The organism is Billgrantia sulfidoxydans (genome assembly GCF_017868775.1).
Lineage (GTDB): Bacteria > Pseudomonadota > Gammaproteobacteria > Pseudomonadales > Halomonadaceae > Halomonas > Halomonas sulfidoxydans.
In genome coordinates this window covers 2,808,784-2,830,837 of sequence record NZ_CP053381.1, presented here as the reverse complement: position 1 = coordinate 2,830,837, position 22,054 = coordinate 2,808,784, and the positions used below count along the sequence as shown (strand labels likewise).

At 67.3% G+C, this 22,054-nt stretch carries 22 protein-coding genes and 1 tRNA gene; 12 read left to right on the top strand and 11 right to left on the bottom strand.

Annotated elements, in window-relative coordinates; translation table 11 throughout:
• The first annotated feature begins 11 nt into the window (after window positions 1–11).
• The 6 genes from murC to lpxC all read left to right on the top strand — a co-directional run bounded on the left by murC (window position 12) and on the right by lpxC (window position 6,773).
• Window positions 12–1,424, top strand: coding sequence for a UDP-N-acetylmuramate--L-alanine ligase (gene murC, locus HNO51_RS13085; RefSeq protein WP_197451043.1), 1,413 nt, complete (start codon window positions 12–14; stop codon window positions 1,422–1,424).
• Window positions 1,421–2,350 carry a D-alanine--D-alanine ligase gene (locus tag HNO51_RS13080; protein WP_197447773.1) on the top strand — a complete coding sequence of 310 codons (930 nt, stop codon included), beginning with the start codon at window positions 1,421–1,423 and terminating at the stop codon, window positions 2,348–2,350. Before murC ends, HNO51_RS13080 begins: the two co-directional genes overlap by 4 nt.
• Window positions 2,347–3,069 (top strand): cell division protein FtsQ/DivIB, encoded by a 723-nt coding sequence (locus HNO51_RS13075; protein ID WP_197447772.1) that lies wholly within the window; start codon window positions 2,347–2,349, stop codon window positions 3,067–3,069. Before HNO51_RS13080 ends, HNO51_RS13075 begins: the two co-directional genes overlap by 4 nt.
• Window positions 3,070–3,263: 194 nt before the next feature.
• Window positions 3,264–4,547: a cell division protein FtsA gene (ftsA, locus tag HNO51_RS13070; RefSeq protein ID WP_111414243.1), complete on the top strand. Its 1,284-nt coding sequence runs from the start codon at window positions 3,264–3,266 to the stop codon at window positions 4,545–4,547.
• A 33-nt stretch (window positions 4,548–4,580) separates the two neighbouring features.
• A complete protein-coding gene (ftsZ, locus tag HNO51_RS13065; RefSeq protein ID WP_197447771.1) occupies window positions 4,581–5,750 on the top strand; it encodes a cell division protein FtsZ in 1,170 nt (389 codons plus the stop codon).
• 111 nt (window positions 5,751–5,861) lie between these two features.
• Window positions 5,862–6,773 (top strand): UDP-3-O-acyl-N-acetylglucosamine deacetylase, encoded by a 912-nt coding sequence (lpxC, locus tag HNO51_RS13060; protein WP_197447770.1) that lies wholly within the window; start codon window positions 5,862–5,864, stop codon window positions 6,771–6,773.
• Window positions 6,774–6,861: 88 nt separating this feature from the next.
• On the opposite strand, the gene bioA is transcribed toward lpxC, so the two are convergent.
• The 7 genes from bioA to bioB form a co-directional block, all read right to left on the bottom strand.
• The gene (bioA, locus tag HNO51_RS13055; RefSeq protein ID WP_197447769.1) at window positions 6,862–8,127 is read right to left on the bottom strand and encodes an adenosylmethionine--8-amino-7-oxononanoate transaminase; all 1,266 of its coding nucleotides are present in this window, start codon (window positions 8,125–8,127) and stop codon (window positions 6,862–6,864) included.
• A gap of 141 nt (window positions 8,128–8,268) precedes the next feature.
• A tRNA-Leu gene (locus HNO51_RS13050) sits at window positions 8,269–8,353 on the bottom strand.
• Window positions 8,354–8,397: 44 nt separating this feature from the next.
• Entirely contained in the window at window positions 8,398–9,096 is a 699-nt protein-coding gene (gene bioD / locus HNO51_RS13045; protein ID WP_197447768.1) for a dethiobiotin synthase, read from the bottom strand.
• Complete coding sequence (locus HNO51_RS13040) at window positions 9,093–9,917, bottom strand: methyltransferase domain-containing protein (protein WP_209537622.1); 825 nt, start codon at window positions 9,915–9,917, stop codon at window positions 9,093–9,095. Before HNO51_RS13040 ends, bioD begins: the two co-directional genes overlap by 4 nt.
• Window positions 9,914–10,648, bottom strand: a complete 735-nt coding sequence (locus HNO51_RS13035) for an alpha/beta fold hydrolase (protein WP_197447766.1) — start codon at window positions 10,646–10,648, stop codon at window positions 9,914–9,916. Before HNO51_RS13035 ends, HNO51_RS13040 begins: the two co-directional genes overlap by 4 nt.
• Window positions 10,648–11,802, bottom strand: a complete 1,155-nt coding sequence (bioF, locus tag HNO51_RS13030; protein WP_197447765.1) for an 8-amino-7-oxononanoate synthase — start codon at window positions 11,800–11,802, stop codon at window positions 10,648–10,650. The genes HNO51_RS13035 and bioF overlap by 1 nt, the downstream gene beginning before the upstream one ends.
• Before the next feature lie 5 nt (window positions 11,803–11,807).
• Window positions 11,808–12,914 carry a biotin synthase BioB gene (bioB, locus tag HNO51_RS13025; RefSeq protein ID WP_209537621.1) on the bottom strand — a complete coding sequence of 369 codons (1,107 nt, stop codon included), beginning with the start codon at window positions 12,912–12,914 and terminating at the stop codon, window positions 11,808–11,810.
• Window positions 12,915–13,099: 185 nt separating this feature from the next.
• Here bioB and HNO51_RS13020 point away from each other — a divergent pair, with 185 nt between their 5' ends.
• Window positions 13,100–13,882 (top strand): ComF family protein, encoded by a 783-nt coding sequence (locus HNO51_RS13020; RefSeq protein ID WP_234283457.1) that lies wholly within the window; start codon window positions 13,100–13,102, stop codon window positions 13,880–13,882.
• Window positions 13,883–13,935: 53 nt separating this feature from the next.
• Window positions 13,936–14,922: a serine/threonine protein kinase gene (locus HNO51_RS13015; protein WP_197447763.1), complete on the top strand. Its 987-nt coding sequence runs from the start codon at window positions 13,936–13,938 to the stop codon at window positions 14,920–14,922.
• 36 nt (window positions 14,923–14,958) lie between these two features.
• Here HNO51_RS13015 and HNO51_RS13010 read toward each other — a convergent pair whose 3' ends face one another.
• Complete coding sequence (locus tag HNO51_RS13010) at window positions 14,959–15,525, bottom strand: hypothetical protein (RefSeq protein ID WP_197447762.1); 567 nt, start codon at window positions 15,523–15,525, stop codon at window positions 14,959–14,961.
• Between the two features lie 268 nt (window positions 15,526–15,793).
• On the opposite strand from HNO51_RS13010, the gene folE reads away from it, so the two are divergent.
• From folE to HNO51_RS12990, 4 genes are all read left to right on the top strand, one after another.
• Window positions 15,794–16,351, top strand: a complete 558-nt coding sequence (gene folE / locus HNO51_RS13005; RefSeq protein WP_197447761.1) for a GTP cyclohydrolase I FolE — start codon at window positions 15,794–15,796, stop codon at window positions 16,349–16,351.
• Window positions 16,352–16,393: 42 nt separating this feature from the next.
• On the top strand, window positions 16,394–16,804 hold the full coding sequence (gene folX, locus HNO51_RS13000) for a dihydroneopterin triphosphate 2'-epimerase (protein WP_197447760.1): 411 nt from the start codon (window positions 16,394–16,396) through the stop codon (window positions 16,802–16,804).
• Between the two features lie 100 nt (window positions 16,805–16,904).
• On the top strand, window positions 16,905–17,222 hold the full coding sequence (locus HNO51_RS12995; protein ID WP_197447759.1) for a DUF4190 domain-containing protein: 318 nt from the start codon (window positions 16,905–16,907) through the stop codon (window positions 17,220–17,222).
• A gap of 68 nt (window positions 17,223–17,290) precedes the next feature.
• Window positions 17,291–18,748, top strand: coding sequence for an NAD-dependent succinate-semialdehyde dehydrogenase (locus HNO51_RS12990; protein ID WP_209537620.1), 1,458 nt, complete (start codon window positions 17,291–17,293; stop codon window positions 18,746–18,748).
• A 203-nt stretch (window positions 18,749–18,951) separates the two neighbouring features.
• On the opposite strand, the gene purH is transcribed toward HNO51_RS12990, so the two are convergent.
• The 3 genes from purH to dusB all read right to left on the bottom strand — a co-directional run bounded on the left by purH (window position 18,952) and on the right by dusB (window position 21,986).
• Entirely contained in the window at window positions 18,952–20,532 is a 1,581-nt protein-coding gene (gene purH, locus HNO51_RS12985; protein ID WP_209537619.1) for a bifunctional phosphoribosylaminoimidazolecarboxamide formyltransferase/IMP cyclohydrolase, read from the bottom strand.
• Window positions 20,533–20,607: 75 nt separating this feature from the next.
• Complete coding sequence (fis, locus tag HNO51_RS12980) at window positions 20,608–20,946, bottom strand: DNA-binding transcriptional regulator Fis (protein ID WP_197447756.1); 339 nt, start codon at window positions 20,944–20,946, stop codon at window positions 20,608–20,610.
• The gene (gene dusB / locus HNO51_RS12975; protein WP_197447755.1) at window positions 20,943–21,986 is read right to left on the bottom strand and encodes a tRNA dihydrouridine synthase DusB; all 1,044 of its coding nucleotides are present in this window, start codon (window positions 21,984–21,986) and stop codon (window positions 20,943–20,945) included. The genes fis and dusB overlap by 4 nt, the downstream gene beginning before the upstream one ends.
• Between the last annotated feature and the right edge of the window lie 68 nt (window positions 21,987–22,054).

The following is a 22,054-nucleotide window of genomic DNA, read 5'->3' as shown; positions in this document are numbered from 1 at the left end:
GAGGCCTGGGCATGCGCCGTATTCGGCACATCCATTTCGTCGGCATTGGCGGGGCCGGCATGTGTGGCATCGCCGAGGTCCTCGCCAATCAGGGCTATCAGGTCAGCGGCAGCGACCTGAAGCCGTCGCCGGTGGTGACTCGCCTGCGCGAGCACGGCATCCGCGTGGCCATCGGCCACGCCGAGGACAACGTCAGCGGCGCCGACGTGGTGGTGGTCTCCACCGCCGTGGATGCGTCGAATCCCGAGATTCGCTGGGCCCAGGAGCATCGCGTGCCGGTGGTGCGCCGGGCCGAGATGCTCGCCGAACTGATGCGCTTCCGCCACGGCATCGCCGTGGCCGGTACCCACGGCAAGACCACCACCACCAGCCTGACGGCGACGCTGCTTGCCGAAGGCGGGCTCGACCCGACCTTCGTCATCGGCGGCAAGCTGACCAGCGCCGGCACCAACGCGCGGCTGGGCGAGGGCGACTATCTGGTGGCCGAGGCCGACGAGTCGGACGCTTCGTTCCTGCACCTGCAGCCGATGGTGTCGATCGTCACCAACATCGACGCCGATCACATGAGTACCTACGGCGGCGACTTCGAGCGGCTCAAGGGTACCTTCATCGAATTCCTGCACAACCTGCCCTTCTACGGGCTGGCCATCCTGTGCATCGACGACGAGCAGGTACGTGGCCTGCTCGATCGCATCCATCGTCAGTTCGTGACCTACGGCTTCAGCGAGGATGCCGACTACCGGGTCGTCGACTTCGCCCAGCAGGCCGGCGAGGTTCACTTCACCGCCTTGCGCCCCGACGGCCTGGCGCCGCTGGAGGTCCGCCTGAGCATGCCGGGGCGCCACAATGCGCTCAACGCGCTGGCGGCGATCGCCGTGGCCACCGATGCCGGCGTCGACGAGGCCGCCATCCTGCGCGGCCTGGCCGGCTTCGCCGGGGTGGGGCGCCGCTTCCAGGTGCATGGCCACTTCGCGCCGCCCGACGGCAGCGGCGAGGTCATGCTGGTCGATGACTATGGCCATCACCCGCGGGAAGTGGAGATGGTGATCAAGGCGGTGCGGGCCGGCTGGCCCCAGCGGCGGCTGGTGATGATCTACCAGCCCCACCGTTTCACCCGGACCCGGGACCTGTACGAGGACTTCGTGCGTGTCCTCGCCAGTGTCGATGTCCTGCTGCTGCTCGACGTCTACAGCGCCGGCGAGACGCCGATTCCCGGCGCCGACGGCAAGACGCTGGCGGGCTCGATCCGCCAGCGCGGCACGCTCGATCCGATCTTCGTGCAGCACAAGTCGGAGCTGCCGGCACTGCTGGCCAAGGTGCTGCGCGGCGACGATATCCTGATCACCCAGGGCGCCGGGGATGTGGGCGGCATCGCCCTCGGGCTGGCCGAGAGCCGGTTGATTCTCGACGAGGTGGAGCTATGACGCAGGCGAGTGAGTTTGGGCGGGTCGTGGTGCTCTATGGCGGCAACTCCGCCGAGCGTGAGGTCTCGCTGAGAAGTGGGGCGGCGGTGCTGGCGGCGCTCGAACGCAGCGGCGTCGATGCGATCGGTTACGATCCCGCCGACGGCGGCCTGGCCGGGCTCGAGGCGCTCGCGCCCGACCGCGTCTTCATCGCCCTACACGGCCGCGGGGGCGAGGACGGTACCCTGCAGGGGGCGCTGGAACTGCTGGGGATCCCCTACACCGGCAGCGGCGTGCTGGCCTCGGCGCTGGGCATGGACAAGCAGCGCACCAAGCTCGTCTGGCAGGCCCTGGGGCTGCCCACGCCAGAGTCGCTGATGCTGGCTGCTGATTCCGACTGGGATGACATCGTCGCTCGTTTGGGCCTGCCCCTGATCGTCAAGCCGGTCCACGAGGGCTCGACCCTGGGCATCAGCATCGTCGACAGCCGGGAGGCGCTGCAGGCGGCCTACCACGAGGCGGCACGCTTCGATGCGCGAGTGATGGCCGAGCGCTTCATCCAGGGCGAGGAGTACACGGTGTCGCTGCTGGGCGGGCGGGTGCTGCCGGCCATTCGCGTCGAAGTGCCCAGCGGCTTCTACGACTACGAGGCCAAGTACAACTCCGATGAGACGCGCTATCACCTGCCCTGCGGCCTCGCCGAGGAACAGGAGGCGGCGCTGGGTGAACTGTGCCTCCGGGCCTTCGATGCCGTCGGCGGCGAAGGCTGGGGGCGGGTCGACGTGATGCGCGACGGCGAAGGGCGCTTCTGGCTGATCGAGGTCAATACCGCGCCGGGCATGACCGACCATAGCCTGGTGCCCCAGGCCGCCGCCCATGCCGGTCTCGATTTCGCAGCGCTGGTGCTGCAGATACTGGCCACCACGCTGGAGCCGCGCCAGGCATGAGCACTCGCGGCTCGACGTTGGGCATACTGCTGCTGCTGATTCTGCTGGGTGCGGGCGGTCGCGCGCTGTGGACCTGGCTCGACCGGCCCATCGAGCGAGTGGCCATCCGCGGCGAGCTGCAGCACGTCAGCGCCGATTACCTGCGCTCTCAACTGGCTCCGCTGCTGCAGGGACAGACCTGGCTGTCCGCCGATCTACCGGCGCTGCGCCGCCGTGCGCGCAACATCGACTGGCTCGCCGAGGTCCGCGTGGCGCGGGAGTGGCCCTACACCCTGGCCTTCGAGCTGGTCGAGCAGGTGCCGGTAGCGCGCTGGAACGACGAATACTTGCTGAATTCGAACGGCGAACCGTTCGCCTTCGCGCCGGTGGAGCCGCCGGAAGGACTGCCCGATCTGGCCGGGCCGGTCGGCAGTGGTGCCGAGGTCCTGGCTTACCACGATCGGCTCGTGCCCCGCTTCGAAACGCTGGGATTGCACATTACCCAGCTGCGGCTGGAGCCGCGTGGCGCCTGGCGCTTCCAACTCGACGACGGCGTGTGGGTGATGCTCGGACGCAGCGATCGCGAGGCGCGCCTGGCCAGGTTGACGGCTGCGTGGCAGCGGCAACTGGGCACGCAGGCGGCCCACATCCGCTACATCGACCTGCGTTACCCCAACGGCGTGGCGGTGGCCTGGCATGGCGAGACCGACATCGAAGAGGAAGATGACGGTACGGGCTGAAACCTTTTGTCACGCACAGGCCTCATCTTGCAGCATTGCGCTATTTTCTTTGTCTTCAATAACCCGTATCGTGAACCAGGTTTTTCGTAATGGACTGGTGGTTTAACGCCAGTTGTTTCTATAATGGGCGCAATGACCATTTATCAGAATAATGGGATTCCCAGCGGGTCAAGTTTCAGGAGACACTCCGGCGCATGGCAGTCACTTCCAACTCATCCAATATGGTAGTCGGACTGGATATCGGAACGTCCAAGGTAGTGGCCATCGTCGGACAGCCTACCGATGACGGCGGCATCGAGATTGCCGGCATCGGATCGCACCCTTCGCGCGGCATGAAGAAGGGCGTGGTGATCAACATCGAGTCGACGGTGCAGTCGATCCAGCGCGCCGTGGAAGAAGCCGAGTTGATGGCCGGCTGCGACATCCATTCGGTCTATGTCGGCGTGGCGGGCAGTCATATCAGTTCGATGAACTCGGACGGTGTGGTGGCGATAAAAGAGCGTGAAGTGATGTCCACCGATATCGAGCGAGTCATCGATTCGGCTCGGGCGCGGGCCATCTCCGAAGGGCAGCGTGTCCTGCATGTGCTACCCCAGGAGTTCGCCATCGACACCCAAGGGGGCATTCGTGAGCCGCTCGGCATGTCGGGCGTGCGGCTCGAGGCGCGCGTGCATCTGGTGACCGCCGCGCTCAATGCGGTACAAAACATCGATAAATGCGTGCGGCGCTGTGGTCTCGAAGTCGATGCCATCATCCTCGAGCAACTGGCTTCGAGCATGGCGGTGCTGACCGAGGACGAGCGCGAACTCGGCGTCTGCATGGTCGACATCGGCGGCGGCACGACCGATATCGCCGTGTTTACCGAGGGAGCCATCCGCCACACCGCGGTGATTCCCATCGCCGGCGATCAGGTGACCAACGACATCGCCATGGCGCTGCGCACCCCGACCCAGTACGCCGAGGAGATCAAGGTCAAGTACGCCTGTGCGCTGACCCAACTGGCCGCCAGCGACGAGATGATCAAGGTGCCGAGCGTCGGCGACCGGCCCGCCCGCGACCTGTCGCGACAGGCCCTGGCCGAGGTGGTCGAGCCGCGCTACGAGGAGCTCTTCACCCTGATTCGCGACGAGCTGCGGCGCAGCGGCTACGAGGATCTGGTGGCCGCCGGCGTGGTACTCACCGGTGGCACCTCGCGCATGGAGGGAGTCGTCGAACTGGCCGAGGAGATCTTCCACATGCCGGTGCGCATCGCCTGCCCGCATAACGTGCGCGGGCTCTCCGACGTGGTGCGCAACCCGATTTATTCCACCGGTGTAGGTTTGCTACATTACGCTCTTCAGGAGGCTCGGCAAGGGCATGGTCGTGAGGGCAGGGTAGTGGCGGCGCCACCCAGGCGCGAAGACGTCTCCCAGCGTGGAGGATGGGAAGGGATTCCGGCGCTGGCAAAACTCAAGGGCTGGTTGAAAGGAAATTTCTAATAGGGCCGCGGCGCGGTCCAGGAGACGGGGCTTATGTTCGAACTGGTAGATAGCGCACCCTCGAGCAGTGCGGTCATCAAGGTCGTCGGCGTAGGTGGCGGCGGCGGCAACGCCGTCAACCACATGGTCGAGAGCAATATCGAAGGCGTCGAGTTCATCTGCGCCAACACGGACGCCCAGGCGCTAAAGCGGGTGGCCGCCAAGACCGTGCTCCAGCTCGGCAACGAGATCACCAAGGGGCTGGGCGCCGGCGCCAATCCCGACGTGGGGCGCCAGGCCGCCATGGAGGATCGTGAGCGCATCGCCGAGCTGATCAGCGGCGCCGACATGGTCTTCATCACGGCCGGCATGGGCGGCGGTACCGGCACCGGCGGCGCCCCCGTGGTGGCCCAGGTGGCCAAGGAGCTCGGCATCCTCACCGTGGCCGTCGTCACCCGCCCGTTCCCGTTCGAAGGGCCGAAGCGCATGCGCGTGGCCGAAGAGGGCATGAAGGAGCTGTCGGAGCACGTCGACTCGCTGATCACCATTCCCAACGAGAAGCTGCTCTCGGTGCTGGGCAAGAATGCCAGCCTGTTGACCGCCTTCAGTGCCGCCAACGACGTGCTGTTGGGCGCCGTGCAGGGGATTGCCGAACTGATCACCAGCCCGGGCATCATCAACGTCGACTTCGCCGACGTGCGCACCGTGATGTCCGAGATGGGCATGGCGATGATGGGCACCGGCGGCGCCACCGGCGAGAACCGTGCTCGCGAAGCCGCCGAGAAGGCCATCCGCAGTCCGCTGCTGGAGGATATCGACCTGCACGGCGCACGCGGCATCCTGGTCAACATCACCGCGGGACCGGACCTCTCCATCGGCGAGTTCAACGACGTCGGCGCCACCGTTCAGGAGTTCGCCTCCCAGGATGCGACCATCGTCGTGGGCACCTCCATCGACATGGACATGACCGACGAGCTGCGCGTCACCGTCGTGGCGGCGGGCCTCGAGGGGCGGCAGGTCAAGGCGGCAGGCCGTGAGACCGTCAAGCGCAGCGAAGGCAGCGAATATCGCCAGCGTGCGCAGCCGGCCATGCGCCAGCAGAGCGCCATGCCCAAGGCCGAGCCCCAGGAAGCGGCCAAGCCGCAGCCGGAGAAGCGTCGCTCGCCCCAGGAGCTGGACGACTACCTCGACATCCCGGCCTTCCTGCGTCGACAAGCCGATTGAGACAGGCTATTGCGAGCCTAGGCAGGGCCAGGTGATGTTTTTTTGTTGAAACGCTCGTTCGGTGTTATAGTGAACGGTGTTTGATAACATACAACGGCCTGGCTACTGCCCATGATCAGACAACGCACCCTGCAAAATACCATCCGCGCCACCGGCGTCGGCCTTCATTCCGGGAAGAAGGTGTACCTGACCCTGCGTCCGGCCCCGGTGAACACCGGCATCGTGTTCGTGCGGACGGACCTGAACCCCGAGGTGCAGGTGCCGGCCAGCGCCGCCCTGGTCACCGATACCACCCTGTGCACCGCGCTTTCGCGGGGCGACGTCAAGGTGGCAACCGTCGAACATCTCATGTCCGCGTTGGCCGGCCTGGGGATCGACAACGCCTACATCGACCTCAGCGCACCCGAAGTGCCGATCATGGACGGTAGTGCCGGTCCGTTCGTGTTCCTGATCCAGTCGGCTGGCATTGCCGAACAGGAGGCACCGAAGAAGTTCATCCGCATCAAGCGCGAGGTGGTGGTGCAGGACGACGGCAAGGAGGCGCGCTTCCTGCCGCACCAGGGCTTCAAGGTGACGTTCGCCATCGAGTTCGATCATCCTGTCTTCGAGGATCAGAAGCAGACCGCCGTGGTGGATTTCTCCACGACGTCCTTCGTCAAGGAGGTCTCCCGCGCCCGGACCTTCGGCTTCATGCGCGATCTCGAATACCTGCGTGCCAACAACCTGGCATTGGGTGGCAGCCTCGACAACGCCATCGTGGTCGACGAGTACCGCATCGTCAACGAGGGTGGCCTGCGCTACGAGGACGAGTTCGTCAAGCACAAGGTGCTCGACGCCATTGGCGATCTCTACCTGCTCGGCTACAGCCTGATCGGCGAGTTCCGCGGCGTGAAGTCGGGCCATGCACTGAACAACCAGCTGTGCCGGGCGTTGCTGGCTCAGCCCGATTCCTACGAGATCGTCACCTTCGAGAACGAGCGCGAGCTGGCGCCGATCTCCTACGCGCAGCCTGTCATGGCCTGAGCCTCAGGCTGTCAGGCCGACAGCGGCCGGCAAAGCATCTGCGAAGTGCAAGCAAGCGCGCCGCCCTCCATGAGGGCGGCGCTTTTCGTCAGCGAAACCAATCCTTCATGACCCCGGTGATGTTGCGCATGTCCACCTCGGGCGTGATATAGGCCGGCATGGTATAGAGCCAGCGGCCGAAGGGGCGCAGCCAGACACCCCGTGCGCGGGCGAAGGCCGCGACCCCCTCGAGGCCGGCGGCATCGTCGACCTCGATGACCGCCGTGGCGCCCAGCACCCTGACGTCACGCACCCGGGGGTGGCGACGCAGCGCCGGATCCTCCAGCAGCTCCGTGCGCAGCACCTGGTTGAGGCCCGCGATCTTTTCCAGGTAGTTCTCTTCCTCGAACACGCTGAGGCTCTCCAGCGCCACCCGGCAGGCCAGGGGGTTGCCCATGAAGGTGGGGCCGTGCATGAAGGCGTGCCGTGGCGTCTCGCCGATGAAGGCGTCGTGCACCCGGTCGGTGGCCAGCGTCGCCGCATGCCCCAGGTAGCCCCCGGTCAGTCCCTTGGAGAGCACCATGATGTCGGGCGTCACCCCGGCGTGGTCGGCGGCGAACAGCCTGCCGGTGCGGCCGAAACCGGTCGCCACCTCATCGAACACCAGCAGCACGTCGAATTCGTCGCACAGCTCACGTGCACCTGTCAGGTAGCTCGGCGAGGTCATGTTGAGACCGCCGGCGGCTTGCAGCAGCGGCTCCATCAGCAGCGCGGCGATCTCATGATGATGCCGTTCCAGCACCGTGCGCAGGGCGGCGAGATCGTGCGCCACGGCGTCGGCGTCGGCATCGTAGGGGGCGGTGGGGGCGGGGGCGAAATGGTGGCTGGGCAGGTAGCCGGCAAACAGGCTGTGCATGCCTTCCTCGGGGTCGCAGACCGCCATGCAGCCACTGGTGTCGCCATGGTAAGCCTTCATCAGCGACAGCATGCGGTGCTTTTCGGGCCTGCCGCGCAGGTGGTGGTACTGCACCGCCATCTTCATGGCCACTTCCATGCCCACCGAGCCGCTGTCGGAGAAGAATACGTGGTTGAGGCCTGGCGGCGTGACGCGCACCAGCTCGCGCGCCAGGCGGTCGGCTGGCTCGTGGGTCAGCCCCCCCAGCATCACGTGGCATAGGGTGTCGGCCTGCTCCTTGATGGCCGCCACCAGGCGCGGATGCGCGTAGCCATGGATCATGCACCACCACGAGCAGGTGGCGTCGAGCAGCGTCTCGCCGCTGTCCAGGGTGAAGCGCGGGCCTTCGCCACCGACGACCCTGGGGGCGGCGGGCTGGGTGAGCAGGTGGGCATAGGGATGCCAGACGGGGGAAGTCATGGTCATGCCTCCGTGAATGCAAAGCGGGAGTGGACAGGCGTGCGACAGGCGCGCGCCGGCACAGCGGCGATGGGCTGTCGTCGGAGAGGCAAAAGTGATGGCAGTGGGAATGTCGCGACGCTCGACGCGCGAGAGCCGTGATGGTGCGGATGGGGAGACTTGAACTCCCACGCCCGAAGGCACCAGAACCTAAATCTGGCGTGTCTACCAATTCCACCACATCCGCAGGGCTGGGCAGGCGTCAACATTTTACGGACCCTCGGTCGCAAGTCAATCGCCTTCGGGTAGCGCGAGATGAGCGATGGCGGCTTCCGGTCGCCGTGCCGGTGCCACTCTCAGGCGCGGTATCACCCCGAGGCAGGGAGCACCGAGAGTACGCTGCAGCGTGGCCAGGTTGTCGGCATAGCACGAGGCGTCGCGGGCGAAGTCGGCAGTCAGCAGGTTCCCCACCCAGCCGGCCAGCCTGGCCCCGTCCGCACGTATGGCCTCGGCCGTCAGGCGCGCATGGTTGAGGCAGCCAAGCTTGAGGCCGACCACCAGGATCACTGGCAGGCGCAGGCGCAAGGCCAGGCCGGCGAGATCGTCGCGGCCATTGAGCGGTACGCGCCAGCCACCGGCACCCTCGACGAGAATCAGGTCGCGGGGCTCGTCCAGCAGGGGCGAGACGTGGGCGCAGAGCCGCTCGAGGTCGAGGTCCACGCCGGCCTGACGGGCGGCCAGGTGCGGGGCGATGGGGGGCTCGAAGGCGAAGGGGTTGATCGTCGCGTAGGGCGGCGACGGCACGCTGCGTGCCAGCAGGGCGAGGGCATCGTCGTTGCGCAGCCCGGCGTCGGTTCGACGGCAGCCCGAGGCGACAGGCTTGAGGCCCAGGGTGCTCAGGCCTCGCGAGCGTGCCAGCGACAGCATGCCGGCCGTGACGAGGGTCTTGCCGGCATCGGTGTCGGTGCCGGTCACGAAGTAACGCGTCATGCTGACGGCTCCTTGTCGAGTACCAGGGTCAGCCGCCGATAGCTGACCGGCAGGCCGGCAGCTTCGCGTAGCGCTTCGTAGCGACGCTTGGCGTGCTCCAGGTCGGCGCGTGTGAGGCGGGCGGCGGGGCGTGGGGTCTGGGCGCCGACGCCTTTGATCGAGGCCATCACCGCCGCCAGGTCGGGGTAGAAGAAGCGCTCGTGGGTGTCGGTGCAGCGGGGCTGTGAGAACCCAGCCAGGCGTGCGCTGACCAGGTGCCGCTCCTGCGTGCGGAAGTCGAGCAGGGCATCGGGCGACGACCAGGCGTGGGCTACCTCGTGCAGCGTGCCGGGCCCCAGGGTGTTGATCACGGCGCGGCCGCCGGGGCGTAGCACCCGGAAGAGTTCCGTCATCACGGCGTCGAGATCCGGGCACCATTGGATGGCCAGGTTGGAGAACACCAGGTCCACCTGGCGATCCGCCAGGGGCAGGGCGGCGGCATCGGCACACAGCCAGTCGACGCGTTGGCGGGCCTCGCGGCGGGCGGTGTCGAGCATTCCCGGGGCGAGGTCGAGCCCGAGGACATGGCAGCCGGCACCGAAACGGACTGCCAGGCGCCGGCTCCAGTGTCCCGGGCCGCAGCCCAGATCGAGCACGCGCTCCGCGCGGTCGGGCAGCAGTGGCCAGAGCGCTTCGCCCATCTGCCGCTGGGCGTGGGCCAGGCGAGCGTAGTGCTCCGAGACCCGGGAGAACGCCCTGGCGACGTGTCGCCGCCAGCGGTGGGTCGTATCGGCCTGCCAGGGAGAGGCGTGGGGGGATGCCTGGGCGAAAGTGGGGCTCATGAGGCGACCCCGCCACGGTCGCTGCGCTGATCGGCATCGCTTCCCGCCAGCTCGACGAGGTGGCGTACCAGGGTCTCCGGGTGCGACAGCATGGGGGAGTGGCCGCAGCCGGTGAGTATCCGCTCGGCTGACTGTCGCGCTGTCTTGCCCATCAGCCGGTCCCGTTCGCCGGCGATACGCCAGATCGGACAGGGGGGGGCGGCAAGCATCTCGCCAAGGTCGAGGTAAGCCAATTGCTCGAGGCCCGTTGCCAGCGTCTGGCTGGACGCGCTGGGGTGGCCCCCGAGGAGATCGAGCAGGCGGCGGTGGGCCATTCGCGGGGCGGGTTCCCCCTGCAGCTGCCAGCGCAGGAAATGCTGCCAGGTTGCCCGTGGGTCGCGGTCGAAGGCGCGGCGAAAGGTGGCGAGTTCGGCAGCCCTGACGCCGTCCTCGCTGCAGAAGCGGGCGCCGGTACCCACCAGCAGCAAGGCACGTGGAGGCGGCAGGTGAGGCAGCAGCGCGCCGGCCAGCAGGCCACCGAGCGACCAGCCGACCCAGATGGCGTCCTGGGGCAGGTCGCCGCGCATCTTGTCCGCCAGCACCGGGAGCGTCTTCGGCAGGGTTTCGTGGCTGCGTTCGCCGTAGCCCGGCCAGTCGGGAGTGCGTACCTCGATGCCGCCTGGCCAGTAGGGGGCGAGCGGGTGCCAGATGCGGGCATCGATGCCCCAGCCGGAGAGCAGAACCAGCGTCATCAACGCGTTATCTCCCCTGGCAGTCGTGCCAGTGCCTCGAGCAGGCGATCCAGGCACTCCCGATCGTGGGTGGCGCGCAGCGTGATGCGTAGCCGGGCCTCGCCCCGTGGAACGGTGGGTGGACGGATGGCACCGACCTGAAGTCCTGCCTCGCGCAGGCGGCCGGCCCAGCGCAACGCCGCCTCGCTTTCACCCAGCACCAGCGGCTGAATGGGGGTGAAGGAATCGGTCAGCGGCAGGTCGAGCCGCGCTGCCTCGTGACGAAAGTAGGCGATATTGTCCCGCAGGCGCTCGCGACGCTCGGGCTCGGCGGCGATCACATCGAGTGCCGCGAGGGTGGCGGCGGCAACGCCCGGCGGCTGGGCGGTGGTGTAGACATAGGGGCGGGCGAACTGGATCAGATGCTCGATCAGGGCCTCGCTGCCGGCGACGAAGGCGCCGCCGGTGCCGAGCGCCTTGCCCAGCGTGCCGACCAGCACGGCCACATGCTCGACGCCATGGGCGCGACCGACGCAGCCGTCGCCGTGGGCGCCTAACACGCCCAGCCCATGGGCGTCGTCGATCATCAGCCAGGCGCCATGTCGGGCGCTGATTTCCGCCAGTCCGCCGATATTGGCCACGTCGCCATCCATGCTGAACACGCCGTCACTGACCACCAACCTGGCCGCTTCGGAGGGGGCGCGCGCGAGCAGGCGGTCGAGGTCGTCGAGGTCGCGATGGTGGAAGCGCCGCGAACGTGCCCCGGCTAGCTTGGCACCATCGAGCAGCGAGGCATGGTTGAGCCGGTCCTGGAAGACTTGGGTCTCGCTGTCGCAAAGGGCCTGCAGCGTCCCCAGGTTGGCCATGTAGCCGGTGGAGAAGAGCAGGGCGCGAGGGCGCCCGACGAGTTCGGCCAGGCGCCGTTCGAGGGCCTCATGGACCTCCAGGTGACCGCTGACCAGGTGCGAGGCCCCGGCGCCGGCGCCGAGTCGCCGTGCTCCCGCCGCCTGGGCCTTGGCCAGCCGGGGGTCGGCGGCCAGCCCCAGGTAATCGTTGCCGGCGAAATCGAGCATCCCGCGGGTGGACGTAAGGCGCTCACGCCACAGCCCCTGGGCACGGCGCCAGGTCGCGGCGTCGGCGAGGCGTTGAGGCCAGGCCTGGGGGCTCGATGCCATGACGTTCAGGCCTGTGTGGCGTCGTAGGCCAGCGCGGCGCTGCGGGCCTGCCTCGCCTGACGTGCCAGGGCGTCTTCGAGCGTGGCCTGCTGGCGGTCGTCGTCGCGGCAGGTGTCGCGCCGCTCGGGGTGCAGCCCGAGCTTGTCGAACAGAGCGCGGTCGCGCGTGGCCTGGGGGTTGCCGGTGGTCAGCAGCTTGTCGCCGTAGAAGATGGAGTTGGCCCCGGCGAGGAAGGCCAGCGCCTGGGTCGATTCATCCATCTGCTCGCGGCCGGCGGAGAGGCGGACGTGGCTGGCCGGCATCAGGATGCGAGCCACGGCGATGGCACGCACGAACTCGATGGGGTCGAGATCCTCGACGTCCTCCAGCGGTGTGCCGGGTACCTTGACCAGCATGTTGATCGGCACGGACTCGGGATGCGGATCGAGCCGGGCCAGTTGCTGCAGCAGCGCGGCGCGGTCGCGGGGTGCCTCGCCCATGCCGAGGATGCCGCCGGCACAGACCTTCATCCCCGCCTCGCGTACGTTGGCCAGGGTTTCCAGGCGGTCGGCATAGGTGCGGGTGGTGATGATTTCGCCGTAGTACTCCGGCGAGGTGTCTAGGTTGTGGTTGTAGTAGTCGAGGCCGGCCTCGGCCAGGCGGGCGGCCTGGTCGCCGTCGACCATGCCCAGCGTCATGCAGGTCTCGAGCCCCAGCGCCTTGACCTGGCGGACCATCTCCAGCACCACGCCCAGGTCCTTCTCGCGCGGGCTGCGCCAGGCCGCGCCCATGCAGAAGCGGCTGGCGCCGGCCTCCTGGGCTGCCTTGGCCTGGGCCACCACCTTCTCGATCTCCAGCAGCTTCTCCTTGCCCAGCCCGGTGGCGTAGTGGCCCGACTGAGGGCAATACTTGCAGTCCTCCGGACAGGCCCCGGTCTTGATCGAAAGCAGCGTGGAAACCTGAACGGCGTTGGCGTCGAAGTGGTTTCGATGCACCTGCTGGGCGCGGAACAGCAAGTCGTTGAAAGGCAGTTCGAAGAGTGCCTCGATCTCGGCCAGCGACCAGTCATGGCGAATCCTGGTATTGGCGGTGATGGTTTGGCCGTTCGGGCTGGCATTCAGGGTGTCGGACATGGAGGGCTCGTCTCGGTCAACTCGATGGTCCAGTAAGGTTGACTGTGAGCGTACGTGAAAATGTCTGCCTGTCAACCTCATGAGTGCAACAGGTTAACGATAGGCGGGCCGAAAGAGCGGCAAACGTCGCGGTGCCGGGGTGATAAGCTCTTGGGCATTCCGTCACTCGACAAGGACGACCATCGATGGAACCGGAATGGGAGCAAGCGTTGCGAGACGGCCCGACGCCGCCGGTACGCCGGGGCGACTGGCTGCGCTCGCTCTGGCACGGTGTCGATGCCATGCTGCGCCGTGCGTTGCCGGGGCGCTGCGGCTTCTGCCTGGCAGCCGCCGAGCCGGAGCGCCCCTGGTGTGCGGCCTGCTTCGAGGCGCTGCCGTGGAACCTGCCGGCCTGCCCCGGCTGTGCCGAGCCGCAACCGCCGGGGTCGCTCTCGGACAGGCGCTGCGGCCACTGCCTGACCCGCCCGCCGCTGTTCGTACGTTCGCGGGTGCCGCTGCGCTACGAGGATGAAGTGGCCAGGTTGATGCAGCGCTTCAAGTTTCACGCCTCGCCGCGGGCCGGCACCGTGCTGCTCGAGCTGCTCGAACTCGGCCTGCCGCCGGGGGCTCTGGCCTGGCCCCAAGTGCTGATCCCGGTGCCGCTGCACCCCCGGCGGGCGCGAGAGCGTGGCTTCGACCAGGCCGATTGGCTGGCCCGACGCCTGGCGACACGTCATGGCCTGGTGCTGGCGCGTGCACGGCGGTGCCAAGCCACCCGCTCGCAGCGCGGGCTCGATCGCGCCGAGCGCTACCGCAACCTGCGCGGCGGCTTCGAGGTAAGAGGCCCGCTGCCGCCGCGCGTGGCGCTGCTCGACGACGTCATGACCACCGGCGCGACCCTGGACGCCTTGGCGCAAGCCTGCCTGTCCGCCGGCGCGTGCGAGGTGGAGGCGTGGTCGGTGGCCCGCACCCCGCTACGGGGTGAGTGATTCCCCGTCGCGCAGGCTGTTACCATGAAGGCTCCCATTTGCCGGTGACCCCCATGCACAGCACGCCACATCCCTTCGCGGCACTCTCGCCGGCCCGCGTCGTGTCGGCCATCGAGTCCCTCGGCTTCTGGCTGCCGGGCGAGCCGTTCGCCCTGAACAGTTACGAGAACCGGGTCTTCCTGCTCTACGATGACGAGGGGCGCCGCTGGGTGGCCAAGTTCTACCGTCCCGGGCGATGGAGCGACGCCCAGATCCAGGAGGAGCACGATTTCCTGGATGTGCTGGCCGCGGAGGGTGTCGCCGTGGCCCCGCCCTGGCGTGATGACGCCGGACGTAGCCTGCACCATGTCGAGGGCTTCCGCCTCGCCCTGTTTCCGCAGCTGCCGGGCCAGGCCCCGGAGCTCGAGAACCCTGCCCACCTGTTTGCCCTGGGCGAGCTGATCGGTGCCGTGCATGCCGTGGGTGAGCGTGCCGACTTCGAGCATCGGGTCCGGCTCGACCTGGATGGCATGGTGAACGAGGCGCGCATGCGCGTGCTGGCGGCGCCCTGGCTGGACCGGCGCCAGCGCCACGCCTATGCCGGGGTCGCCGAGGCGCTGCATGCGGCGCTGCAGGCCCATGCCTGGACGCCTGCACAGGCGATCCGAGTGCAGGGCGACTGCCACATCGGCAACCTGCTCGGTCGCGACGACACCTTTGCCCTGGTCGACTTCGACGATGCCATGATGGCGCCGGCGGTGCAGGACCTGTGGATGTTCCTCACCGCCGAACATGAGGCGGAGTGGCACATGCAGCTGTCGGAAGTCCTGGAGGGCTATGAACAGCATCGTGAGTTCGATCGCCGCGAGCTGGCGCTCATCGAGCCATTGCGCACGCTGCGCCTGATGCGCCACAGCGCCTGGTTGGTGGCGCGCTGGGACGACCCGGCCTTCCCCCAGGCGTTTCCCTGGGTGACCGATGGCGGCTATTGGGATGCGCACATTCGCCAGCTGGAACAGCAGCGCCTGGTGCTTGGCCAGGCGCCGCGCTGGCTGGCGTGAAAGGCGCGCCCCGACGAGGAGGCGCGGGCCGGGAGATCAGTCGCTGTCGGGGTCGGGGCGCTCGGCAGGGATGGGGTTGGCGACGCCGGCGCCGTCGGACTGGCGGCGCTGCTCGTTGATACGCGCAGAGGGGTTGTCCTGCTCCTCGATCTCCAGCTGGCTGGCCAGCTGGAGATGAAAGACGTGATCGCTTGCGAGTTCGCAGCGCCCGGCGTCGCATACGGCCAGCCCGTAGCTGCCGTCGCTGTCGTACGCGGCCGCGGAAATCTCGCCGTTGTAGATGTCGCTGTCGCCGCCTTCGGTCTCGACGCAAGTCAGCGCCTTGGCGGCAATGCGCAGGCGATCACCGTCCTGTCGCGCATCACCCACCACGACGCAGTACTCGGGGAGCTCATGGGTGGTACCGTCCTGGCCGCCGACGGGGCGCAGCAGAATGTCGTCGCGGCGCCCGCTATCGCCATCCAGGATGAGATCATCGATGACCTGTACGGCGACAATGGCGTCCCCGGGCACGGAAAGGCTGTTGGCCGAGGCATTCAGGGGCAGGAGGAGCAGTAGGGCCAGTCCGCTGACTGACAGTATCGCGTCTGGAATCTTGGTCATATCGGCTCTCGGGGGACCAGGCTGCGGGTATCGGCGGTACTCGAAGGCCAGCATGTTACCACAGCCACCGAGGCGGAGCAGTGTCACGAATGTCGCAGGGGGTCGTTTTCAGGCATACCGCCTGCGGCAAGCCTTCGGTTACGGTAGAATAGCGTCGAGAGGCGCAAAAAGCTGTACAAGGTGTGCGCGCGCGCATAGTCCTTGTATGATTCAACGACGATGGCCGGGCCATCACCAGACGAACGGTATCCAGTCGCAGGGCCTGACCATGAACGAAGAGCTTGCCAACTACTACCGCCAGATCATTCTCGAGCTGGGCGAGGACCCGGAACGAGAAGGCCTGCGCGATACGCCGAAGCGCGCCGCCAAGGCGATGCAGTTTCTCACTCGCGGCTACTCCCAAACCCTCGAGGAGATCATCAACGGCGCAGTCTTCCAGAGCGAGACCGACGAGATGGTGCTGGTCAAGGACATCGAGCTCTACTCGATGTGCGAGCACCACCTGCTGCCCTTCATCGGCAAGTGCCACATCGCCTACCTGCCCAGTGGCAAGGTGCTGGGGCTCTCCAAGTTTGCGCGTATCGTCGACATGTACGCCCGCCGCATGCAGATCCAGGAAAACCTGACGCGCCAGATCGCCGAGGCCGTGCAGCGTGTGACCGGCGCGCGTGGCGTAGCGGTGGTGATCGAGGCGCGGCACCTGTGCATGATGATGCGCGGCGTGGAGAAACAGAATTCCAGCATGACCTCTTCCGTGATGCTGGGGGCTTTCCGCGAAAACCAGCCCACCCGGCAGGAGTTTCTTACCTTGGTCAACGGCCGCTGACTGGGCGCCCCGCCCACGGCCGTTCTTGCCCGGAGTTTCGCCATGACGCTGCATGCCCTGGACGACCAGCATCTCGATCACGACCTGGCCACGATTCGCATCAAGAACCTGCGCTTGCGAACGTTCATCGGCATCAAGGAGGAAGAGATCCAGAATCGCCAGGATGTGGTGGTCAACGCCGTGATCCGCTATCGGGCCGACAAGGCCGTCGCCTTCAACCTCATCGAACAGGCGCTCAACTATCGCACCATCTGCAAGCAGGTGATCGCGCTGGTGGAGGAGGGCCGCTTCCTGCTGCTGGAACGCATGACGCGAGAGGTTCTCGACCTGATCATGAGCCACGAGCAGGTCCTAACGGCGCAGGTCGAGATCGACAAGCCGCATGCGCTGCGTTTCGCCGACTCGGTTTCCGTCACGCTCTCGGCCAGTCGAGAGCCGCGCCGGAGCCGCTGAGGTCGCCGTGTCCTGCAGGTGATGGTCCGGGTTTGGCGGCAGCGGGGCTTTGCGCTTAGCATGAAGGGTCCATTGCCGAGCCGACAGGGAGAGAAACCCGTTGAAACGCGACACCCCGTCCCGCGATTCGCCACGGCAACGCCATGCGCCATGGGCCATGACGGCCATCGTCTTGGCGCTCGTCGCCCTGTTGTTCCAGGGCAGCCTGCTGCCTCTGAATCTTGCCGCCGCCATCTTCGCCGTAATGGGCCTGCGCCAGGTCCATCGCCAGCCGGAACGCTACATCGGCCGTGCACTGTGCTGGATTGCCATCGCGCTGGTCCTGATCCTTGCCATACTTAACGCGATGCTTCAGCCGCCCGTACAGGATGACATTTCCGAGAACGTGCCCGAGCAGCGCAGCACCGAGACCCGGTAACAGGGGCAGGGCGTGGCACGCACACACTTACCCTCGGTAGAGGCCCCGCTGAGGCCAGGAGAGACAACATGGAAGCCCTCAAGGAAACACAGCTCTATTGCCCTTTCGCCTACATTGACGGCAGCTGGGTCGCCGCCGACAGCGGCGAGCAGATCGAGGTCGTCAATCCGGCGACCGGAGAGACCTTCGGCACCGTGCCGCGCCTGGGGCGTGCCGAGACCGAGCGCGCCATCGCCGCTGCCGATGCGGCGTTGATAGGCTGGCGAGCGCTCACCGCCCAGGAGCGCGCCGACATCCTGATGAAGTGGCATGACCTGATGTTCGAGCATCAGGACGACCTGGCGATGATCATGACCCACGAGCAGGGCAAGCCGCTCAAGGAGGCGGCCGGCGAGATCGCCTATGCGGCAAGCTTCATCCGCTGGTTCGCCGAGGAGGCGCGGCGCATCTACGGCGAGACCATTCCCGCCGCCAAGCCCAACCAGCGTATCGTGGTCACCAAGCAGCCGGTGGGCGTGGTCGGCGCCATCACGCCGTGGAACTTCCCGGCGGCGATGATCACGCGCAAGGCCGGCGCAGCGCTGGCGGCGGGCTGCACCATCGTCATCAAGCCGGCCAGCCAGACGCCGTTCTCGGCCACGGCGCTGGCGCTGTTGGCCGAGCGCGCCGGCGTGCCGCGCGGCGTGTTCAACGTGGTGCCGGGGCGGGCAGGCGAAATCGCCGCGGCCATGACCGAGTCGCCGCTGGTGCGCAAGATCACCTTCACCGGCTCCACCGAGGTGGGGCGCGAGCTGATGTCGCGGGCCTCCCAGCACATCCAGAAGATCTCGCTGGAGCTGGGCGGCAACGCCCCGTTCATCGTCTTCGAGGATGCCGATCTGGATGCCGCGGTGGAGGGCGCCATGGCGGCCAAGTTCCGCAATGCCGGCCAGACCTGCATCTGCACCAACCGCTTCCTGGTCCAGTCCAGCGTGGTCAACGCCTTCTGCGAGAAACTGGCCGTGGCGATGAACAGCGAGTTGAAAGTGGGCGACGGTACCGAGCCCGACATCAACATCGGCCCGCTGATCGACGGCAACGCGGTGACCAAGGTCAGCGAGCACGTGCACGATGCCGTCGACAAGGGGGCCGAGCTACTGCTGGGTGGCCACCCCCATCCGCTGGGCGGCAACTTCTTCACCCCGACGCTGATCAGCTTCGCCAACGGTGACATGAAGGTGGCCCAGGAGGAGACCTTCGGCCCGCTGGCGGCGGTGTTCCCCTTCGAGGACGAGGAGGATGCCGTACAGATGGCCAACGACACCCAGTACGGGCTTGCCTCCTACTTCTACTCCCGCGACCTGGGCCGGGTATGGCGCGTCGCCGACGCCCTGGAGTACGGCATGGTGGGCATCAACACCGGGCTGATCTCCAACACCGCGGCGCCGTTCGGCGGCGTCAAGGCCTCGGGGCTCGGCCGCGAGGGCGGCCATCAGGGCATCGAGGAGTTTCTGGAGACCAAGTACCTCTGCATCGACCTGGGCTGAACGCTATAAGTTATAAGCCGTAAGACGCGAAAACCCCATCGGTCATGACCGATGGGGTTTACTTGTTCGAGTGGCTTGAGAAAACGGCTGGGCGATGGCCAGGCTAGGCGAAAGTCGGCGAAAGAGCGGAGTTTGCTGTTGCAAATGAGCATCTTGAGCCGACTTTCAACGACGCATGGCCGAGAACCAGCGTTTTCCTCACCTTAGTGCCTGAAGTGGCGCATGCCGGTAAAGACCATGGCAATGCCCGCCTCGTTGGCGGCGTCGATCACTTCCTGGTCGCGCATGGAGCCGCCGGGCTGGATCACCGCGGTGATGCCGGCCGCCGCCGCGGCGTCGATGCCGTCGCGGAAGGGGAAGAAGGCATCCGAGGCCATCACCGAGCCGGGTACCGAGAGGTTTTCATCGGCAGCCTTGATGCCGGCGATCTTGGCCGAGTAGACGCGGCTCATCTGGCCGGCACCGACGCCGATGGTCTGACCGTCCTTGGCGTAGACGATGGCATTGGACTTGACGTACTTGGCGACCTTCCAGGCGAACGCCAGGTCGCGCATTTCCTGTTCGCTGGGCACGCGCTCGGTGACCACGGTCAGTTCGTCGCGACCGACCATGCCGAGGTCGCGGTCCTGTACCAGCAGGCCGCCGGTAACGCGCTTGAAGTCGTGGGCGTGCTCGCGCTCGCCGGGCCAGTTGTCACCGACGTCGAGCAGGCGCACGTTCTGCTTCTCGGCGACGATGGTGACGGCGTCCTCCTCGACCCCCGGGGCGATGATCACCTCGACGAACTGGCGGTCGATGATGGCGCGGGCGGTGTCGGCGTCCAGCGGCCGGTTGAAGGCGATGATGCCGCCGAAGGCGCTGGTGGGGTCGGTGGCGAACGCCTTGTCGTAGGCGTCGCGCGGCGTCGTCCCGACCGCCACGCCGCAGGGGTTGGCGTGCTTGACGATCACGCAGGCGGTGTCGGTGAAGCTCTTGACGCACTCGAAGGCGGCATCGGTGTCGGCGACGTTGTTGAACGACAGTGCCTTGCCTTGCAGCTGGCGGGCGGTGGCGACGCTGGCCTCGCTGGCATCGGCCTCGACGTAGAAGGCCGCGCCCTGGTGCGGGTTCTCGCCGTAGCGCATAGCCTGCTTCTTGACGAACTGGACATTGTAGGTGCGCGGGAAGCCGTCCTCGCCGCCGGGCACCCGCTGGCCCAGGTAGTCGGCGATGGCGGCGTCGTAGCCGGCGGTGTGCTCGAAGGCCTTCACTGCCAGATCGAAGCGCGTGGCGTCGCTCACCGCGCCGCCCTGGGCAGCGATCTCCTCGAGCACCCGCGGGTAGTCGCCGGCATCCACCACGATGGTGGTGTAGGCATGGTTCTTGGCGCAGGCCCGCACCATGGTCGGGCCGCCGATGTCGATGTTCTCGATGGCATCGGCAAGGGTGCAGTCCGGTTTGGCCACGGTCTGGGCGAAGGGGTAGAGGTTGACCACCACCATGTCGATGGGCGCGATACCGTGCTCGGTCATGACCGCGTCGTCCTGGCCGCGACGCCCCAGGATGCCGCCATGGATCTTCGGATGCAGCGTCTTGACGCGTCCGTCCATGATCTCGGGGAAGCCGGTGTGTTCGGATACCTCGGTGACGGCGATGCCGTTCTCCTGCAGCAGACGGAAGGTGCCGCCCGTGGAGAGCAGTTCGACACCATGCCCGGACAGGCCGCGGGCGAAGTCGACGATGCCGGTCTTGTCGGAAACGCTGATCAGCGCGCGGCGTACCGGGGTGGGGGAGGCTTGGGCCATGGTGGGGTGCAACTCTATGGAGTGGGTTAAGGTAAGCCGGCTCGGGCAGCGGCTGGCCACCCGCGCCGACCGGGTTCAGATCAGGTCATGCTGCTTGAGCTTCTTGCGCAGCGTGCCGCGGTTGAGGCCCAGCATCTCGGCGGCGCGGGTCTGGTTGCCCTGGGTGTATTCGAGCACGCTGGCCAGCAGGGGCGCCTCGACCTCGGCCATCACCATGGCGTAGAGGTCGGTCACGGTGCCGCCATCGAGGTGGTCGAAATAGCGTCGCATGGCGGCGTCCACGGCTTCGCGCAGCGGCTGCTCCGCCAGCGTGGCCGGTGGCAGGGCGGGGCTGTCGAGCTCCGGCAGGCCTGCGCAGGAGCTGGCTTCGAGGCCTGGCAGATCGGCATTGCGATTGAAGGCGTCACGATTCATGCGGCACTGATTCCATTCGCTGCCCGGCGGAGGAGGGCCTCACTCTCCGGGCGAAAGAGGACGTCGATGAAGTCATACTGTTCGTCAGGCTGCTCCAGGGCGTTGAAGGCTGCCCGCAGCTCGCGCTGCCGGTCGGCGTCGAAACGACCGTCGCCGGCGAGATACCAGCCGAGATGCTTGCGCGCGATGCGCACGCCCATGTAATCGCCATAGAAGGCATGCAGGGCATGCAGGTGCCCGCGCAGGACATCGGCCCTCTCGTCCGGATCGGGGGGCGGGCAGTGGCGTCCATGGCGCAGGTAGTGGTCGATCTCGCGAAAGATCCATGGGTTGCCCTGGGCGCCGCGACCGACCATCACCGCATCCGCACCAGTATAGTCCAGAACCTGGGCGGCCTTGCGTGGAGAGTCGATATCGCCGTTGGCGAATACCGGAATGCGCACGGCCTGCTTGATCGCGGCGATGGTGTCGTACTCGGCCTGCCCCTGGTAGCGCTGCTGGCGGTGACGACCGTGGACCGCCAGCGCCTGGATGCCGGCGGCTTCCGCCAGGCGCGCCACGCGCACGCCGTTGTTGCTCTCGGCGCACCAGCCGGTGCGGATCTTCAGCGTCACCGGCACTTCGACCGCGGCCACTACCGCCTCGAGGATTTCCGCCACCAGGGCCTCGTCACGCAGTAGCGCCGATCCGGCGGCCTTGTTGCAAACCTTCTTGGCCGGGCAGCCCATGTTGATGTCGATGATCTCGGCGCCCTGCCCGGCGTTGAGGCGGGCCGCCTCGGCCAGCATGGTGGCGTCACCGCCGGCGATCTGCACGGCACGGGGGCCGGGTTCGCCGCGATGGTCCATGCGCTGGCGCGACTTGCGCGTGTGCCACAGCGCCGGATCCGAGGTGACCATTTCGCCCACCACCAGACCCGCGCCCAGCCGGCGGCAGAGCTGGCGGAAGGGGCGGTCGGTCACGCCGGCCATGGGCGCCAGGATGACGCGGTTGGGCAGGCGGTGTCGGCCGATCTGGGGCAACGGGCGGCTATCGGGCATGAGACGGATCAACGAGTTCGGGGCTGCATATCATACGCCCCCGGAGGGGCGGGGTGAAGGTGGCGGTT

What these genes read in the sequence shown, in the direction of transcription:
- fis (WP_197447756.1), bottom strand. Translation starts at nt 20,946, where the DNA reads ATGAATCGTGACGCCTTCAATCGCAATGCCGATCTGCCAGGCCTCGAA.
- bioA (WP_197447769.1), bottom strand. Translation starts at nt 8,127, where the DNA reads ATGACTTCCCCCGTCTGGCATCCCTATGCCCACCTGCTCACCCAGCCC.
- HNO51_RS13075 (WP_197447772.1), top strand. Translation starts at nt 2,347, where the DNA reads ATGAGCACTCGCGGCTCGACGTTGGGCATACTGCTGCTGCTGATTCTG.
- lpxC (WP_197447770.1), top strand. Translation starts at nt 5,862, where the DNA reads ATGATCAGACAACGCACCCTGCAAAATACCATCCGCGCCACCGGCGTC.
- bioB (WP_209537621.1), bottom strand. Translation starts at nt 12,914, where the DNA reads ATGTCCGACACCCTGAATGCCAGCCCGAACGGCCAAACCATCACCGCC.
- HNO51_RS13020 (WP_234283457.1), top strand. Translation starts at nt 13,100, where the DNA reads ATGGAACCGGAATGGGAGCAAGCGTTGCGAGACGGCCCGACGCCGCCG.
- purH (WP_209537619.1), bottom strand. Translation starts at nt 20,532, where the DNA reads ATGGCCCAAGCCTCCCCCACCCCGGTACGCCGCGCGCTGATCAGCGTT.
- dusB (WP_197447755.1), bottom strand. Translation starts at nt 21,986, where the DNA reads ATGCCCGATAGCCGCCCGTTGCCCCAGATCGGCCGACACCGCCTGCCC.
- bioD (WP_197447768.1), bottom strand. Translation starts at nt 9,096, where the DNA reads ATGACGCGTTACTTCGTGACCGGCACCGACACCGATGCCGGCAAGACC.
- HNO51_RS12990 (WP_209537620.1), top strand. Translation starts at nt 17,291, where the DNA reads ATGGAAGCCCTCAAGGAAACACAGCTCTATTGCCCTTTCGCCTACATT.
- folX (WP_197447760.1), top strand. Translation starts at nt 16,394, where the DNA reads ATGACGCTGCATGCCCTGGACGACCAGCATCTCGATCACGACCTGGCC.
- ftsA (WP_111414243.1), top strand. Translation starts at nt 3,264, where the DNA reads ATGGCAGTCACTTCCAACTCATCCAATATGGTAGTCGGACTGGATATC.
- HNO51_RS13080 (WP_197447773.1), top strand. Translation starts at nt 1,421, where the DNA reads ATGACGCAGGCGAGTGAGTTTGGGCGGGTCGTGGTGCTCTATGGCGGC.
- HNO51_RS13010 (WP_197447762.1), bottom strand. Translation starts at nt 15,525, where the DNA reads ATGACCAAGATTCCAGACGCGATACTGTCAGTCAGCGGACTGGCCCTA.
- HNO51_RS13040 (WP_209537622.1), bottom strand. Translation starts at nt 9,917, where the DNA reads ATGAGCCCCACTTTCGCCCAGGCATCCCCCCACGCCTCTCCCTGGCAG.
- HNO51_RS13015 (WP_197447763.1), top strand. Translation starts at nt 13,936, where the DNA reads ATGCACAGCACGCCACATCCCTTCGCGGCACTCTCGCCGGCCCGCGTC.
- folE (WP_197447761.1), top strand. Translation starts at nt 15,794, where the DNA reads ATGAACGAAGAGCTTGCCAACTACTACCGCCAGATCATTCTCGAGCTG.
- HNO51_RS13035 (WP_197447766.1), bottom strand. Translation starts at nt 10,648, where the DNA reads ATGACGCTGGTTCTGCTCTCCGGCTGGGGCATCGATGCCCGCATCTGG.
- bioF (WP_197447765.1), bottom strand. Translation starts at nt 11,802, where the DNA reads ATGGCATCGAGCCCCCAGGCCTGGCCTCAACGCCTCGCCGACGCCGCG.
- ftsZ (WP_197447771.1), top strand. Translation starts at nt 4,581, where the DNA reads ATGTTCGAACTGGTAGATAGCGCACCCTCGAGCAGTGCGGTCATCAAG.
- murC (WP_197451043.1), top strand. Translation starts at nt 12, where the DNA reads ATGCGCCGTATTCGGCACATCCATTTCGTCGGCATTGGCGGGGCCGGC.